The sequence below is a fragment of the Methylobacterium sp. Gmos1 genome, assembly GCF_053764715.1.
This window is the reverse complement of record NZ_JBSNCC010000025.1, coordinates 1-15,757: the sequence shown is the minus strand read 5'-3', so window position 1 is coordinate 15,757 and position 15,757 is coordinate 1. Positions and strand designations below refer to the sequence as shown.

Here is a 15,757-nt window from a genome sequence, read left to right as displayed (position 1 = left end):
AGCGCGGCTCGACAGGGCCGGCCGACTTCCGGGCGGGTGACGGTGGATCTCATCAGGTGCGCGGGTTACCCCCGCGCCGTCACCCGCATCCGCAAGCCGTCCTGCGGCCGCAGCGTCACCCGGTGCAGCGGCACCACGGGACCTGCCTCCGGCGCCCGGTCGAGGCGCACGGCGCGGAGCACGTGGGCGAGCACCAGGGTCGCCTCCATCACGGAAAAACTCGCGCCGATGCAGACCCGCGGGCCGGCCCCGAACGGCAGGTAGGCGTAGCGGTCGATGCGGGCGCGGTTCTCCGGCAGGAAGCGCTCGGGGATGAAGGCGTCGGGCTCGTCCCACAGCCGGCGGTGGCGGTGGAGCACGTAGGGCGCCACCGTCACCAGCGAGCCGCGCGGGATCTTGATCCGCCCGATCCGGTCCTCGGCGAGCGCCTGCCGGCTCATGAACGGCACCGGCGGAAAAAGCCGCATCGCCTCCTCCAGGGCCGCCTTGGCGCGCGGCAGGGCGTCCAGGCCGGGCGCGGGATTCTCCGCGAAGGCGGCGTCGATCTCGGCCTCGACCGCCTCGCGCGCCGCGTCGTCCTGCGACAGGCAGTAGAGCGTCCAGGTGAGCGCGTTGGCGGTGGTCTCGTGGCCGGCGCCGATGAAGGTGACGATGTTGGCGCGTACCTCCAGGTCGGAGAGGCCGAGGCCGGTCTCCGGGTCCTGCGCCTTGAGGAGCAGGGTGAGGAGGTCGTGCGGCGCCTCCTCGCCGGCGGTGACGAGCGCCCGGCGGCGCTCGATCAGCTCGTCCACCACCTCGGCGAAGAAGCGCAAGGCCGGGCGCGCCTTGATCCGGCCGATCCGCGGCAGCCAGTCCGGCATCCCGAACACGTCGAGGGGATCGATCGGCCCGAGCGCCTCGAAGTAGCGGGTGATCGCGCGCCCGAGCGCGTCGGGCTCGCGCGCCAGCCCGTGGGTGAAGATGGTGCGCTCGAGCACGTCGAGGGTGACGCGGGTCATCTCGAGGGCCGCGTCGACGCTCTGGCCGTCGCGCTTCCTCAGCCGGCGCGCGAGGCGGGCGGCGGCCTCCGACATCGGGGCCTCGAAGCGGGCGACGTGGCGGGGCGAGAAGATCGGCGCCAGCGTGCGGCGCTGGAGGCGCCACTCGTCGCCCTCGGCGGTGAGCAGCCCGTTGCCGAGGCCCGGCGCCAGCACCCGGCGCTGCAGGTCGTCCTTGCGGTAGTTGGCGGCGTTGTCGACCAGCACGTGGCGGATCGCCGTCGGCTCGCTCACCACCGTGACGCGGCCGAGCGCGCCCTCGCCGGTGACGATCGGCTGCTCGAAATGCTCCTCGTACCAGGTGGTCAGCGGGTTGGCGCGGGCGGCCCGCAGGAAGCTGAACAGCCCCATCGGCTCGGTGCGCGGCCGGGGCACGGCGGGACGGAAGGGGGCGGCCACGGCCGCCGCACGCGAAGGCATCCGGACTCCTCGAAGGACGGGCGCGATTCGAAGCACGTCGGGGCATCGCGCTTGGCCCGCTCTTGGCTTAAGTAGGCGCCGTTTCGCACCGCCAAAGAGGCCAAGATGTCGCCGACCGAGAAAGCCACCCGCACGGAATCCGACACGTTCGGGCCGATCGAAGTCCCGGCGGACCGCTACTGGGGCGCCCAGACCCAGCGCTCGATCCAGAACTTCCGCATCGGCACCGAGCGGATGCCGGCGCCCCTCGTCCACGCGCTCGGCCTCGTCAAGCAGGCCGCCGCACTCGTCAACCGCGACCTCGGCGTGCTGGATCCGAAGGTCGCGGACGCCATCGCGGCGTCGGCCGCCGAGGTGGTCGAGGGCAAGCACGACGGCGAGTTCCCGCTGGTGGTCTGGCAGACCGGCTCGGGCACCCAGTCGAACATGAACGCCAACGAGGTCATCGGCAGCCTCGCCAACGAGCGCCTGGGCGGACAGCGCGGCGGCAAGTCGCCGGTGCACCCGAACGACCACGTCAACCGCGGCCAGTCCTCGAACGACGTCTTCCCGACCGCGATGCACATCGCGGTGGCGCGCGAGATCAGCGGCCGGCTGATGCCGGCGCTCCAGCACCTGCACGCCGCCCTCGACGCGAAGGCCAAGGAATTCGCCGAGATCGTCAAGATCGGGCGCACCCACCTCCAGGACGCGACCCCGGTCACGCTGGGCCAGGAATTCTCCGGCTACGTCGCCCAGGTGGCGCTCGGCGGCGCCCGCGTCGGCGCGACGCTGCCGGGCGTGCTGGCGCTCGCCCAGGGCGGCACGGCGGTGGGCACCGGCCTCAACGCGCATCCGGAATTCGCGGAAAAATTCGCCGCGAAGGTGGCGGAGCTGACCGGGCTGCCCTTCACCTCGGCCGAGAACAAGTTCGAGGCGCTGGCGACCCACGACGCGCTGGTGTTCACGCAGGGCGCCCTCAACGCGCTGGCGAGCGGCCTGTTCAAGATCGCCAACGACATCCGGCTGATGGGTTCCGGCCCGCGCTCGGGCCTCGGCGAGATCTCGCTGCCCGAGAACGAGCCCGGCTCCTCGATCATGCCCGGCAAGGTCAACCCAACCCAGGCCGAGGCGATGACGATGGTATGCTGCCAGGTGGTCGGCAACGGCACCACCGTGTCGATGGCCGGCAGCCAGGGCCACCTCGAGCTCAACGTCTACAAGCCGGTGATCGCCAACGCGGTGCTGCAATCGGTGCGGCTCTTGGCCGACGCCGCGGTGAGCTTTGCCGACAACTGCGTCGTCGGCATCAAGCCGAACCACGACCGCATCGCCGACCTGATGAGCCGCTCGCTGATGCTCGTCACCGCGCTCGCGCCCACCATCGGCTACGACAAGGCCGCCGAGATCGCCAAGACCGCGCACAAGAACGGCACCACGCTGAAGCAGGAGGCCCTGCGCCTCGGCTACGTCACCGAGGAGCAGTTCGACGCGGTGGTCCGCCCGGAGGACATGCTGGCGCCGAGCGCGGAATAAGCCGAAGCTGACGCGTCCCGCGCAGCTTTCGGCGGCGCGGGGCGTTTCCCCGATTGCGGGGGCGCGGAGGATCGGGTCATGGCCGAGATCATCAACCTGAAGCAGGTCCGCAAGGCCCGCGAGCGGGCCGCCAAGGAGGCCCAGGCGAGCGAGAACCGGGTCGTCTTCGGCCGTCCGAAGGCGGCCAAGACCCGGGAGGAGGCCCGCAAGAGCCTGGAGACCGCCCGGCACGAGGGCCACCGCCTCAAGACCCCCGATCCCGAGGCGTGAGCCTGCAGGACGGTCCGCCGCCGGGCCCGCTGCCCGAGGGCGGATTGCTCAAGCGCTCGCTCGTCATCGCCGGCCACCGCACCAGCGTCTCCCTCGAGGCGGCGTTCTGGGAGGCGTTGCGCCAGCTCGCCCTGGCGCGCGGCCTGTCGGTGCAGGCGCTGGTGGGCCAGATCGATGCCGGGCGGGGCGGGCAGAATCTGTCGTCGGCGATCCGGGTGTTCGTGCTCAGGGCGGTGTGGCCGGGGGGAGGGGGCTGATCGTCAACAGCTCCTGGAGAATGGGTGAGGCTAGCGGCTCTTGTCGCTGCTCTGGGGCGGCGATTGGAGCCTGTCCTTTGTCCCTGCGATTGACGGAACGAACGCCTCGCTGCGCAGGGCAGCGACGACGATCAGGCCGATGATGACGGGCGCCATGATGGCCGTTACCATCGCGATGAACAACTGCCGCCAGAAGTTGCCGGCCGCCTTGACCTCTCTCACGACGGCACTTTTAAGCGTATCCTGTCGGGCTTGCTCGATCTCGTCGGCCATGTAGGCCCGAGCGGCAACGTCGAAGAACGAGGCGGCCCTGATACGCATCTGGTCGAACTGGTAATCGGTGATGTTCCCGATCCAGGTCTCGACCTCGCCGGCCGTCGGCGGCTGGCCATGCGTCGCGGTGTGGTGCGTCACCCATTCGCGTCGCTCATGCGCGAAGAGGGCATAGGTGATGAAGTCCTCGGCTCCGGCAGTAGCGCTGTCACCAGTGAGTTTGTCGAAGACCTCGCGATCGTTGCTCGGCGTCGCTCAGACTTCGACTACTTGGATTTCGTCGGAAGGTTCCGGGATCCGTAGCGTCCACTCGAGGAGGATTTGAACTCGCCGGTCTGCTCGGCGGCCTTGGACAAGGCTTCGTGGACGCGATTGACGCCGTCCCTGGTCATGGGCGTCATCGATCCGCGTGGCGTGATCGTCACGAAACGGCCGGTCCCCGCACTCCGCTGTCCCCAGCCCTTCTTCGTGTCCATCCATCGACCCCCGGCGCCATGCTCATCGTCTCAGGCTCACGGACGGTCCGCAAGCGGCATCATACTGACTTGGGGTCAGGGGGCCGCTCCTCCAAACCCTGGATCGCTTCCCAGGCCGGCTGTCCTCACACCGGCCACGCGAAACTCGCAAAACTCGGCTTCTCGACCTCCACCGCCCGCCCGCCGGCCGTCACCGTCTCCCCCGCCGCCAATGCCTCGCCGAGGCGATCGATACGCAGCATCGCCAGCCCGCGCGATCCCGCGCCGCTCCCCGTCTGGCCGAGGCTGCGCTCGCCGGCGACGACCGGCTCGCCCGCCGGGGCCGCCGCACCGTCGCGGTACACGAGGGGCACGATCCGGGTGCGGGCGGTGCCGCGGTGCTGCATCCGCGACACCACCTCCTGGCCGACGTAGCAGCCCTTCTTGAAGTCGACGCCGCCGATCTGGTCCATCAGCGCCTCGTGCGGGAAGGCGTCGCCGAAGGGGAAGTCCACCCCGCCCTCCGGCACGCCGAGGCCGATGCGGTGGGCCGCGTAGGTCTCCGCATCCGCGTCCGCCGCCGGGGCCTCGTGGGCGTAAAGGCGCCAGCCGAGATCGGGCAGGCGACCGTCGCGCAGGGCGGCGGCGGGGGCCCCACCGTCCCAGCCCGCCGCCACCGCGAGCGGCAGCGCCTGAACCGTCACCTGGGCGCGCAACTTGTAGAGCGTCAGGCGCTTGACGAGATCGGCCGCCCGGTCGCGGGCGGTGTCGAGGTGGAAGCCGTTGGGGATCCGGCTCACCAGGAAGTCGAACAGGATCTTGCCCTGCGGGCTCAGGAGCGCGCTGAGGCGGGCCTCGCCCTCGGGCAGCGTCTCGACGTTGCAGGTCAGGAGACCCTGAAGGAAGCTCGTCGCGTCGGGACCGGTGACCGCCACGACGGCACGGTCCGGCAGGAGGGCAAGCGGCATCGGGGGTCCTTTGCTTGAACCGCGGGCGGGGCTGACATAAGCCGCCTGCGCCCGGCCCTCAATCGGGGCCTTGCATGAACGCGGATGAGCGGACGAGGGGATCCCGACCATGAGCCAGAGCTTCGACCTCCTCCTGCGCGGCGGCACCGTGGTCAACCACGACGGCGAGGGGCTGGCCGATATCGGCGTGACGGCCGGGCGCGTCGCGGCGATCGGCGACCTGTCGCGGGCGTCGGCCGGCCGCACCCTCGATTGCCGCGGCCTGCACCTGCTGCCCGGCGTGATCGACAGCCAGGTCCATTTCCGCGAGCCGGGCCTCGACCACAAGGAGGACCTGGAGACGGGCTCGCGCGCCGCCGTGATGGGCGGGGTTACGACGGTGTTCGAGATGCCGAACACCGTGCCGCAGACGACGAGCCCCGACGCGCTCGACGACAAGCTGAAGCGCGCCCATCACCGCATGCATTGCGACTTCGCGTTCTGGGTCGGCGGCACGCACGAGAATGCGAAGGACGTGGCCGATCTGGAGCGCCTGCCGGGCGCGGCCGGGATCAAGGTGTTCATCGGCTCCTCCACCGGCTCGCTCCTCGTCGAGGACGATGCCGGCATCACCGAGATCCTGAAGCGCACCCGCCGCCGCTCGGCCTTCCACGCCGAGGACGAGGCGATGCTGCGCGAGCGCAAGGGCCTGCGGGTGCCGGGCGATCCGTCCTCGCACCCGGTCTGGCGCTCGCCGGAAGCGGCGCTGAAGGCGACCGAGCGCCTGGTGCGCATCGCCCGCGAGACGGGAGCCCGCATCCACATCCTGCACATCTCGACCAAGGAGGAGATGCGCTACCTCAGCCAGCACAAGGACGTCGCGACCTGCGAGCTGACGCCCCACCACCTCACCCTCGATGGCGACGAGGCCTATGCCCGCCTCGGCACGCTGGTCCAGATGAACCCGCCGGTGCGCGATGCCGCCCACCGCGACGGGCTGTGGTGGGGCCTGTCGCAGGGGGTCGCCGACGTGCTCGGCTCCGACCACGCGCCACACACGCTGGAGGAGAAGCAGAAAGCCTATCCCGACTCGCCCTCCGGCATGACCGGCGTGCAGACCCTGGTGCCGGTGATGCTCGACCACGTCGCGGCCGGCCGGCTCTCGCTCCAGCGCTTCGTCGATCTCACCAGCGCCGGCCCGAAGCGCATCTTCGGCATCGCCCGGAAAGGGCGCCTGGCTGTCGGCTACGACGCCGACGTGACGGTGGTCGACCTCAAGCGCCGCGAGACCATCACCAACGCGTGGATCGCCTCGAAATGCGGCTGGACGCCCCATGACGGCCGCGAGGTCACCGGCTGGCCGGTCGGCACGGTGGTGCGGGGCCAGGCGGTGATGTGGGAAGGCAGCCTCACCGAGCCGTCGCGCGGCGAGGCGGTGCGGTTCGAGGAGGGGTTCCCGGCGCGGGGGTGAGGCGCCACGGCCAACCCTCCCCCCTCTGCGGGGGAGGGTGGACACTGCGTCAGCAGGGGCCGGGAGAGGGGCAGCGCGACGCTGATCCAGTCGGCGCCCGTCAGAACGCTTCAGCTTTATCCGGAAGCGTGGTTCCCCTCTCCCGCCCCAGCACGAGTGCTTCGCACTCGCCGTGGGGCACCCTCCCCCGCAGAGGGGGGAGGGCTCATCCCGCGCCTCCCGCGGAGCCCCGATTCATCTCCCACCCTTGGCTCCGGCGCATATCTCGTATAGGAGCGCCCGGAATTGGAGGTCCGGACGCGTCCCGCGTGCCGGCCGTTGCCACGTTGGCGGCCGATCCAGGCCCGCCCGGAAGCCCGATGCAGACCGTCCTGATCGTCGTCCACCTGATCATCGTCCTCGCCCTGATCGGCGTGGTGCTGCTGCAGCGCTCCGAGGGCGGCCTCGGCCTCGGCGGCGGGGGCGGCACGCAGGGCTTCATGACCGGCCGCGGCCAGGCCAACGCGCTCACCCGCGCCACCGCGATCCTGGCGGCCCTGTTCTTCACCACCAGCATGATCCTGGCGATCATGTCGCACCGGGGCGCGGGCCCGCGCTCGATCTTCGACGGCGCCGGCACCCGGGCCCCGGCGGGGCAGACCGCGCCGGCCGGCAACGTCCTCGACCAGCTGCGCCAGCAGCAGGGCGACGCGCCCGCGACGCAAGGCGCTGCGCCGGCCACCCCGGCGGCGCCCGCCGCCCCGGCAGCCCCGGCGGCGCCGCAATCTCGCTGATCCGGCGCGCAAGATCGGCGGCGCGCCCGCGCCGCCCCTCATCGTCCGAAGAATCCTGTGAATCCGGCCGGCCCTGCCGCCCGGACATGACCCCGTTGAGCTGGCGGCGTTTGGCAACCCGGCCACGCCTGTGTATGGAGCAAGTCCCATGACGCGGTATGTTTTCATCACCGGCGGCGTGGTCTCCTCGCTCGGCAAGGGTCTCGCTTCCGCCGCCCTCGCGGCCCTGCTCCAGGCCCGCGGCTACAAGGTCCGCCTGCGCAAGCTGGACCCCTATCTCAACGTCGATCCGGGCACGATGAGCCCGACGCAGCACGGCGAGGTCTTCGTCACCGACGACGGCGCCGAGACCGATCTCGATCTCGGCCACTACGAGCGCTTCACCGGCGTGCCGGCGACGCGGGCGGACAACATCACGACGGGTCGGATCTACCTCGACATCATCACCAAGGAGCGCCGGGGCGACTATCTCGGCGCGACGATCCAGGTGATCCCGCACGTCACCAACGCCATCAAGGAATTCGTCCTCGACGGCAATGACGCCTACGACTTCGTGCTGGTCGAGATCGGCGGCACCGTCGGCGACATCGAGGGCCTGCCGTTCTTCGAGGCGATCCGCCAGCTCGGCCAGGAGCTGCCGCGGGGCACCTGCGCCTACGTCCACCTGACGCTCCTGCCCTACATCCCGTCGGCGGGCGAGCTGAAGACCAAGCCGACCCAGCATTCGGTGGCGGAGCTGCGCTCGATCGGCATCCAGCCCGACATCCTGCTCTGCCGCTGCGACCGGCCGATCCCGCGCGAGGAGCGCCGCAAGCTCGCCCAGTTCTGCAACGTGCGCGAGACGGCGGTGATCGAGGCGCGCGACGTCGGCACGATCTACGAGGTGCCGCTCTCCTACAAGGAGGAGGGTCTGGACCGCGAGGTGCTGGCGCATTTCGGCCTCGAGACCGGCCCCGAGCCCAAGCTCGACCGCTGGCGCGACATCGTCGGCCGGATCAAGAGCCCCGAGGGCGAGGTTTCGATCGCCATCGTCGGCAAGTACACGGGCCTCAAGGACGCCTACAAGTCGCTGATCGAGGCGCTGAGCCACGGTGGCATCGCCAACCGGGTCAAGGTCAACCTGGAGTGGATCGAGTCCGAGGTGTTCGAGCGCGAGGATCCGGGCCCGTTCCTGGAGGGCCTCAACGGCATCCTGGTGCCGGGCGGCTTCGGCCAGCGCGGGGCGGAAGGAAAGATCCGCGCTGCCCGCTACGCCCGCGAGCGCAAGATCCCCTATTTCGGCATCTGCTTCGGCATGCAGATGGCGGTGGTCGAGGCGGCGCGATCCCTCGCCGGCATCCAGGATGCCAACTCGACCGAGTTCGGCCCGACGCCGGAGCCGGTGGTGGGCCTCCTCACCGAGTGGATGCGCGGCAACGAGCTCGAGCGCCGCATCGCCGAGGGTGACCTCGGCGGCACGATGCGGCTTGGCTCCTACACGGCGGCCCTGGAGCCCGATTCGCAGATCGCGAAGATCTACGGCGGCACCCGCATCGCCGAGCGCCACCGCCACCGCTACGAGGTCAACATGGCCTATCGCGAGCGGCTGGAGGCCAAGGGCATGCGCTTTGCCGGCCTGTCGCCGGATGGCTTGCTGCCGGAGACCGTCGAGGTGGTCGGCCACCCCTGGTTCATCGGCGTGCAGTTCCACCCGGAGCTGAAGTCGCGGCCGTTCGAGCCGCACCCGCTGTTCCAGAGCTTCGTCGCCGCGGCGATCGAGCAGAGCCGGCTGGTCTGACAACGGGCGTCCGGAGACGACGGCCGGACCAACATAGGTCATCTCCGGGGCGCGACGACGCGCCCCGGACCGCCGATCCCCTGGGACATTCATACCGACCCACGGTATAGGAGCCCCATCGAGGCGGCCCGCCGGCACGAAGCGGGTCCTCTGCGCGGGAGAGGTGGACCGGTGATGCGTGAAATACCCCTGGCGGCGATCCGGGCCCGCGCCTACGACATCTGGGAGCGCAACCACCGCCCGGACGGGTACGAGATCCAGTTCTGGCTGCTCGCCGAGCGCGAGTTGCGGGCCGAGCTGGAGAGCCGGCGCGACGCGGCGGAGGCCGATCCGGCCGAGGCGCCGCCCGCCCGGGCGCGAGCGGCCGCGCCATCCGAGACGGTCGGCAGCTGACTCCTTCGACCCGCTCAGCGCGCCGCCAGCCGGGCCCCCGCCCGCAGGAAGCGCTGCGGATCGACCGGCTCGCCGTCGATCCGGGTCTCGTAATGCAGGTGCGTGCCGGTCGAGCGGCCGGTCGAGCCGACCCGGCCGACCATCTGGCCCGCCACCACCGCCTGGCCGGGCACCACCGTGATCGCCGAGAGATGGGCGTAGCGGGTGACGAGGCCGTGGCCGTGATCGACCTCGACCATGTTGCCGTAGCCGCCGGAGTAATCCGCCTGCGTCACCGTGCCGGCGGCGGTGGCCCGCGCCGGGGCGCCGTACTCGCCGCGCAGGTCGATGCCGGTATGGACGGCAAGCCCGCGGGTGAACGGGTCGGCCCGGTAGCCGAAGGTGCTCGAGAGGCCGTTGTCGCTCGCCATCGGCCGCCGCAGCGGCAGCGCGCCGACGATCTTGCGCAGGCTGTCGCGCTCGCCGAGGTCGCGCTGCGCCAGGAGCACCGCGCTCTCGAACGGCCCGGAGCCTGCCGGCACCAGCGGGCCGCCGATGCCGCCGCCGCGCGCGGCGGCGAAGCGCCGCGCGTCGAGCCCCGTCTCCGCCACGACCTCGCGCAGGCGCGCCGCCTCGCTGCGGCTGCCGGCGGCGAGGCGGCCGACCGCCAGGCTCTGGCGCGCCTCCAGCCCGTCGAGGGCGTGGTCGAGCGTCGCGATTCTCAATGCGACCCCGGGGGAGGGGACGGGGGCGGGGGAGAGGGGATCCGCCTCCGTGCGCAGGCCCAGGGCCTCGGGTGTCGGGGCGGGCAGCGGGGCGTAGGGCAGCGGGGCGTAGGGCAGCGCGGAGGGCGCGGGCCTGGCGTCGCGGGCCGGCCAGGCGCCGCCCCATCCCGCAGACTCGTCGCCCACGCCGCCGGCCTGCTCGGCAAGCCCCATCAGCATCGCCTGCCGGCTCTCCAGCGCGACCTGCCGTCCGGCGAGGTCGGCGAGCCGCGTCTCGACCCCGTCCTGCTCCAGGAGCTTCTGCGTCGCCACCCGGTCGAGCCGGGCGCGCAGGGCGCTGATCCGCTCCTCGTAGGCGTATTGCATCGAGCCCTGGCGCTCCATGAACCGGGCCAGCGCCTCGTCGCGAAACACGATGAACCACGTCGCCGCGCTCGCCCACAGGCACAGGGCGGCGAAGGCCAGCCCTGCGAGCACCAGGGTCCTGCGCCGCACCACCCACACCCGGTCCGGGCCGCCGTGCGAACGAACGGGCGACGGGAAGGCGACGAGGGACGAGGGGCGGGGAGACTGCATGGGACGGTCCGTAACCTGAGCGGGACCGTGGCGGGTTAAGGTTAAGGATGTTTCAAGGACGGGGACGACGACGGCGTCTCGCGGCAGTGTCGCGGCGGCGCTCGCGCAGCGTCCGCCTCGTCGGACCGAGTCAATCTCGGGCGACGCACAGATCGCGGGATCCCCTGCCCCGTGTGGGAGAGGGGTAGGGGTGAGGGTGCTACGGTTCCGCAAAAGTCCGAACCGTTCCGCTGCCAGCACCATGCTCAGCGATTCATACGGAAGCGCGCCACCCTCACCCCTGACCCCTCTCCCACACCTTGCAGCGATACCGGGCAAGGATCACTCGGCAAGCCCGGCATCGCCTGGAGAGGGGAACATCGCTCTACTTGTGAATGTTCGTGTGACTTGATTGTCGATGGATCGTGGCAGGCCTCACAACCCTTGCGCCGCCGCCAGCACCGCGTCGGCATGGCCCGGCACCTTCACCTTCTGCCACACCTTAGCGATGTTTCCGTCGCGGTCGATCAGGAAGGTCGTGCGCTCGACGCCCATGTACTTGCGGCCGTACATGCTCTTCTCGACCCAGACGCCGTAGGCCTCGAGCATCGCCTTCGTCTCGTCCGAGGCGAGGGGGAATTCCAGGCCGTACTTCTCCCGGAACTTGTCGTGGCTCTTCATCGGGTCGGGCGAGACGCCGATCACCGCGGTGTCGGCCGCCGCGAAGGCCTCGCGCAGCCCGTTGAAGGCCTGGGCCTCCAGGGTGCAGCCGCTGGTGTCGTCCTTGGGGTAGAAGTACAGCACGGCCTTGCGCCCTTTCAGGCCGGCGAGGCTCAGGGTCGCGCCGCCGGTCGCCGGCAGGGAGAAGTCGGGGGCGGGATCGCCCGGGTTCAGCGCCATCGTGCCTTCCTTTCGGCCGATTGATGGTGTGCCTCTGCGAGAGGCGGGCAGGGCGTCGGCCGCCGGCAAGCGCCCGGCGCGCCGCCCGACGGAATATGCGGCAGAACATTACCCTTCGGTCACCGAAGCGGGCAATCATCGGCGGCGGCCTCGCGGCCCGGAAGCGTGGCCCGCGCGCTCCAGGGGCGGAGGCCTACAAGTGGCGGCGTCCCGTCGGGGCGCCCGGAGTTGGCGACGCACGCGTGACGACAGGCCGAGCGACACCAGGACCAGACCCCGTGACGCAGCCGGGTTCCGACGGCCCGGCCGCGTGCGCCGCGCGGATCAAGGCGGCGCCGCGATCGCTGCTGCGGACCTGCGTGCGCGGCGTGCTGGTCCTCAAGCTCGCCGCCGTCGTCCTGCTGAGCCTCGGCCTCGGCCTCGCCTACCTGCGCCTGTCGAGCGGCCCGGTGAGCTTCGCCTGGCTCGAGCCGCGCGTCGCGGCGGGCATCGCCGAGCGGCTCGGGCCCGGCTGGAACGTCGAGCTGCACGACAGCGCCATCGAGATCGACCGCGACGGGGCGCTGGCGCTCCGCACCACCGGCCTCGACATCCGCAACCCGGAGGGCGACCTCGTGGTGCGGGCGCCGCTCGCCGTCGTCGCCATCGACCTGTGGTCGCTCCTCGGCCTCTCGGTCCAGGCCCGTTCGGTCGAGTTCCGCGACCTGCAATTGCGGGCGCTCCTGCACCACGACGGCTCGATCGCCTTCGCGGCCTCGGGCGATCCCGCCGAGGCCAAGCCCCACACCCCGCCGGCGGTGGTGGCGGCCCGCGGCACCGTGTCGCCGGTCTCGGCCACCGTGGCGTCGATCCTGAGCCTGGTGCTCGACCCGGCCGGCGTGATCGGCAGCCTCGACCGGGCCCGCCTGACCAATGCCCGCCTGACCCTGCTCGACGAATCCGGCGCCGAGCGCGTGGTCTTCCCGAAGGTCGACGGGCTGTTCAACCGCGACGCGGCGCGGCCGGCCCGGGTGTTCGAGATGCGCATCCTCGGCCCGCACGGGCCCTGGCGCTTCGGCGGCGACGTCGAGCAGGCGCCCGACGGCGGCCGCCACGGCGTGCTCACCCTCGACGACCTGCCGGTGCCCGACCTTTTGCTGCTGTCGGGCCAGTCGCGCCTGCCGCTGACCACCGACCTGAAGCTCTCCGGCCGCGCCCAGGTGGCGATGCACGGCGCGCGTCTCGACGGCATGAATCTCCGGCTCACGACCAGCGAGGGCAACCTCCTGATCGAGGAGAAGGACTTCAACCCGGTGACGATCGAGGCGGTGACGGTCGACGCCGCCTGGGACGAGGCGCGCCGCGCCCTCAGGGTCGATTCCCTCGACTACCGCGGCGCCGGCAACCGGGTGCGGCTTGCCGGCGAGTGGGTTGCGGGGCCGGACGGCGCCGGGCCGGGCTGGACGGCTTTCCTCACGGGCACCGACGCGACCTTGCGCGGTGCCGCCCCCGGCGACGCCCCGGTCAGGATCGCCAAGGTCGATGCCAGGCTCTCGGGCCGCGACGACGGCGTGCAGATCGACGGCCTCACCCTCTCGGGCGACGCCGTGCACGGCACGGTGAGCGGCACGCTCGGCACCCGGGCCGACGAGGGCGGCCTGACCCTGCGCATCACCGCCGACCGCACCGACGGGCGCGCCGCCCTGCGGCTGTGGCCCGAGAACGTCGCGCCGCCGATCCGCACCTACCTCGTCGACAACATGCGCACGGGACGGCTCGACAGCCTCGACATCCTGGTCGACATGACCATGGCCGAGTTCGCCGCCGCCACCCGCGGCGAGCCGATGCCCGATTCCTCGGTGCGGATCGCCTTCGCGGTGAGCGAGGGCGGGCTCGTCATCTCGCCGGACGCGCCGCCGCTCTCCCGCGCCCGGGTCTCCGGGCTCGTCACCGGGCGCAACACCACCATCCGCGGGGCCAGCGCCGAGATCCGGATGCCGGACGGCCGCGCGCTCGGCCTCCAGGACGGCTCCTTCGTCATCAAGGACGCGGTGCCGCACGACGTGAACGCCCAGATCGGGCTTCGCCTCGCCGGCGGGACCGACGCCCTGGCGTCGCTCCTCCAGACCAGGCTCTTCCGCTCGCTCTCGGGCACCGAGCTCGACCCCAACACCCTGCGCGGCCAGGCCGACCTGCGCATCGACTTCCCCCTCTCGCTGGAGGCGGTGCCCGACATCGCCGACCTGCCGGTGACCGTGAGCGGCACCCTCAGCGACGTCGTGGCCGACCGCATCGTCGGCAAGGAGAAGCTCGAGAACGGCCGCTTCGCGATCGCCTACGACCGCAACGGCTTCAGCCTCAAGGGCGACGGGCGGCTCGCCGGCGCGCCGCTGACCGTCGATCTGCACCAGCCGAAGGCCGGGGCGCCGGGCGAGGCGGTGGTGACGATGGCCCTCGACGACGCGGCGCGCGCCCGGAAAGGCCTGCCGACGGCGCCCCAGCTCGCCGGCCCGGTCAATGCCCGCTTCACCGTCCCGGTCGGCCGGCCGGGCAAGAACCCGATCCGGGTCGAGGCGGACCTCGCCCGCGCGAGCGTCGACGGGCTCCTGCCGGGCTGGACCAAGCCCGCCGGCAAGCCGGGCCGCCTGACGCTCGCCCTCACCGAGACCGGCCAGGGCAGCGACCTGCGCGACATCGCGCTGGATTCCGGCACGGTGCAGCTGCGCGGCAGCGCCGTGCTCAACGCCGACGGGGGCTTCGAGCGGGCCGACCTCACCAGCCTCAAGCTCTCGCCGGGCGACGACATCCGCGCCCAGGTCGAGCGCGCCGGCAACGGCTACCGGATCAGCGCCAAGGGCGCCAACGCCGACGCCCGGCCGTTCCTGCGCGCGCTCACCGCGCCGCCGCGCAAAGGGGGCAAGGACGGGCCGGCCCGCGACGTCGAGGCGGATCTCAGCTTCGCGATCCTGACCGGCTTCAACGAGGAGGCGCTGACGAATGCCAGCCTCAAGCTGTCCCTGCGCGGCGACGACCTGCGCCAGGCCCGGATCCAGGGCCGCCTGCGCTCCGCCGGGGTGAGCCTGGAGGTGGCGAAGGCCGAGCGCGGCAGCCCGCCGGTGCTCAACGCCGAGACCAGCGACGCCGGCGCGGCCCTGCGCTTCCTCGACATCTACAAGCGCATGCAGGGCGGGTTCCTGTCGCTGCAGATGACGCTCAACGACGGGCCGCAGACGGGCCTGGTGCAGGTCCGCTCCTTCGCCTTGCGCAACGAGCCGGCGCTCGGCCGGATCATGGCCCAGGGCGAGACCGAGGACCGGCGCAGCGACGCCAACGACGTCGGGTTCGACCGCCTGCGCGCCGCCTTCCAGCGCACCGGCACCCGCGTCGCCTTCGCGGAGGCCGCGATCTCCGGCCCGGCGATGGGCTTCACGCTCGGCGGCTGGATCGACACGGCCAAGGATCGCACCGACGTCTCGGGCACCTTCGTGCCGCTCTACGGCCTCAACAACGTGGTCTCGCAGGTGCCGATCTTCGGTCCGCTCTTGGGTGGCGGCCACAACGAGGGCCTGTTCGGCATCAACTTCCGGGTCGCCGGCGCGATGAGCGCGCCGAGCATCAGCGTCAACCCGCTCTCGGCGATCGCCCCGGGCTTCCTGCGCAAGCTCTTCGGCGCCGGCGGCGGCGACCCCAACGCCCCGTCCTCCGGGCGCACCGAACGCTGACCCGGACCGCCCTCGCGGCGCTCCGGCAAAGGTCGCCTCTGCGCGGCATTTCGGGGTGGACAGCGCCGGGGCGACCCCGTATGACGATGGCCACCGCGGGCGTAGTTCAGTGGTAGAACGTCAGCTTCCCAAGCTGAATGTCGTCGGTTCGATCCCGATCGCCCGCTCCAATCCCTGCAAGCACTAAGAGCGCCTAACAGAACGGCACGATTGGGTCGGTTGGGCGTTGGGGTGGTATGGCTCGCCCGCTTCTCCCTGACGATCTCTGGGCTGCGATCGCCCCCCTTCTGCCGCCGCACCCGCCTCGCC

The 15,757-nt window shown here is 71.8% G+C and carries 13 protein-coding genes and 1 tRNA gene; 9 read left to right on the top strand and 5 right to left on the bottom strand.

Annotated elements, in window-relative coordinates:
• Positions 1–65: 65 nt before the first annotated feature.
• Positions 66–1,457, bottom strand: coding sequence for a cytochrome P450 (locus tag ACS5PV_RS28930; RefSeq protein ID WP_455398787.1), 1,392 nt, complete (start codon positions 1,455–1,457; stop codon positions 66–68).
• Positions 1,458–1,562: 105 nt separating this feature from the next.
• Between ACS5PV_RS28930 and fumC the strand changes: the two genes are divergently transcribed.
• The 3 genes from fumC (at position 1,563) to ACS5PV_RS28915 (ending at position 3,499) form a co-directional block, all read left to right on the top strand.
• Positions 1,563–2,972, top strand: a complete 1,410-nt coding sequence (gene fumC, locus ACS5PV_RS28925; RefSeq protein ID WP_455398786.1) for a class II fumarate hydratase — start codon at positions 1,563–1,565, stop codon at positions 2,970–2,972.
• Positions 2,973–3,050: 78 nt separating this feature from the next.
• The gene (locus ACS5PV_RS28920) at positions 3,051–3,242 is read left to right on the top strand and encodes a DUF4169 family protein (RefSeq protein WP_455398785.1); all 192 of its coding nucleotides are present in this window, start codon (positions 3,051–3,053) and stop codon (positions 3,240–3,242) included.
• Positions 3,239–3,499 (top strand): ribbon-helix-helix domain-containing protein, encoded by a 261-nt coding sequence (locus ACS5PV_RS28915; protein ID WP_455398784.1) that lies wholly within the window; start codon positions 3,239–3,241, stop codon positions 3,497–3,499. Before ACS5PV_RS28920 ends, ACS5PV_RS28915 begins: the two co-directional genes overlap by 4 nt.
• A 30-nt stretch (positions 3,500–3,529) precedes the next feature.
• Here ACS5PV_RS28915 and ACS5PV_RS28910 read toward each other — a convergent pair whose 3' ends face one another.
• The gene (locus tag ACS5PV_RS28910; RefSeq protein ID WP_455398783.1) at positions 3,530–3,913 is read right to left on the bottom strand and encodes a hypothetical protein; all 384 of its coding nucleotides are present in this window, start codon (positions 3,911–3,913) and stop codon (positions 3,530–3,532) included.
• A gap of 460 nt (positions 3,914–4,373) precedes the next feature.
• Positions 4,374–5,195 carry a CAF17-like 4Fe-4S cluster assembly/insertion protein YgfZ gene (ygfZ, locus tag ACS5PV_RS28905; protein WP_455398782.1) on the bottom strand — a complete coding sequence of 274 codons (822 nt, stop codon included), beginning with the start codon at positions 5,193–5,195 and terminating at the stop codon, positions 4,374–4,376.
• 109 nt (positions 5,196–5,304) lie between these two features.
• On the opposite strand from ygfZ, the gene ACS5PV_RS28900 reads away from it, so the two are divergent.
• From ACS5PV_RS28900 to ACS5PV_RS28885, 4 genes are all read left to right on the top strand, one after another.
• Complete coding sequence (locus ACS5PV_RS28900) at positions 5,305–6,645, top strand: dihydroorotase (RefSeq protein WP_455398781.1); 1,341 nt, start codon at positions 5,305–5,307, stop codon at positions 6,643–6,645.
• Between the two features lie 359 nt (positions 6,646–7,004).
• A complete protein-coding gene (gene secG / locus ACS5PV_RS28895; protein ID WP_455398780.1) occupies positions 7,005–7,418 on the top strand; it encodes a preprotein translocase subunit SecG in 414 nt (137 codons plus the stop codon).
• A 148-nt stretch (positions 7,419–7,566) separates the two neighbouring features.
• Positions 7,567–9,195 carry a CTP synthase gene (locus tag ACS5PV_RS28890; RefSeq protein ID WP_455398779.1) on the top strand — a complete coding sequence of 543 codons (1,629 nt, stop codon included), beginning with the start codon at positions 7,567–7,569 and terminating at the stop codon, positions 9,193–9,195.
• 174 nt (positions 9,196–9,369) lie between these two features.
• Positions 9,370–9,588: a DUF2934 domain-containing protein gene (locus ACS5PV_RS28885; RefSeq protein WP_455398778.1), complete on the top strand. Its 219-nt coding sequence runs from the start codon at positions 9,370–9,372 to the stop codon at positions 9,586–9,588.
• A 14-nt stretch (positions 9,589–9,602) separates the two neighbouring features.
• Here the strand turns inward: ACS5PV_RS28885 and ACS5PV_RS28880 are convergent, their stop codons facing one another.
• Positions 9,603–10,868, bottom strand: a complete 1,266-nt coding sequence (locus ACS5PV_RS28880) for a M23 family metallopeptidase (RefSeq protein WP_455398777.1) — start codon at positions 10,866–10,868, stop codon at positions 9,603–9,605.
• Between the two features lie 414 nt (positions 10,869–11,282).
• Positions 11,283–11,747 (bottom strand): peroxiredoxin, encoded by a 465-nt coding sequence (locus tag ACS5PV_RS28875; RefSeq protein WP_455398776.1) that lies wholly within the window; start codon positions 11,745–11,747, stop codon positions 11,283–11,285.
• Between the two features lie 278 nt (positions 11,748–12,025).
• Here ACS5PV_RS28875 and ACS5PV_RS28870 point away from each other — a divergent pair, with 278 nt between their 5' ends.
• On the top strand, positions 12,026–15,448 hold the full coding sequence (locus ACS5PV_RS28870; RefSeq protein ID WP_455398775.1) for a YhdP family protein: 3,423 nt from the start codon (positions 12,026–12,028) through the stop codon (positions 15,446–15,448).
• Positions 15,449–15,543: 95 nt separating this feature from the next.
• Positions 15,544–15,618 (top strand) — tRNA-Gly (locus tag ACS5PV_RS28865).
• The last annotated feature ends 139 nt before the right edge of the window (positions 15,619–15,757 follow it).

Bases quoted from the DNA above. Each gene is read 5' to 3' on its own strand.
- ACS5PV_RS28930 (WP_455398787.1), bottom strand. From the start codon at position 1,457: ATGCCTTCGCGTGCGGCGGCCGTGGCCGCCCCCTTCCGTCCCGCCGTG.
- fumC (WP_455398786.1), top strand. From the start codon at position 1,563: ATGTCGCCGACCGAGAAAGCCACCCGCACGGAATCCGACACGTTCGGG.
- ACS5PV_RS28920 (WP_455398785.1), top strand. From the start codon at position 3,051: ATGGCCGAGATCATCAACCTGAAGCAGGTCCGCAAGGCCCGCGAGCGG.
- ygfZ (WP_455398782.1), bottom strand. From the start codon at position 5,195: ATGCCGCTTGCCCTCCTGCCGGACCGTGCCGTCGTGGCGGTCACCGGT.
- ACS5PV_RS28900 (WP_455398781.1), top strand. From the start codon at position 5,305: ATGAGCCAGAGCTTCGACCTCCTCCTGCGCGGCGGCACCGTGGTCAAC.
- secG (WP_455398780.1), top strand. From the start codon at position 7,005: ATGCAGACCGTCCTGATCGTCGTCCACCTGATCATCGTCCTCGCCCTG.
- ACS5PV_RS28890 (WP_455398779.1), top strand. From the start codon at position 7,567: ATGACGCGGTATGTTTTCATCACCGGCGGCGTGGTCTCCTCGCTCGGC.
- ACS5PV_RS28885 (WP_455398778.1), top strand. From the start codon at position 9,370: ATGCGTGAAATACCCCTGGCGGCGATCCGGGCCCGCGCCTACGACATC.
- ACS5PV_RS28880 (WP_455398777.1), bottom strand. From the start codon at position 10,868: ATGCAGTCTCCCCGCCCCTCGTCCCTCGTCGCCTTCCCGTCGCCCGTT.
- ACS5PV_RS28875 (WP_455398776.1), bottom strand. From the start codon at position 11,747: ATGGCGCTGAACCCGGGCGATCCCGCCCCCGACTTCTCCCTGCCGGCG.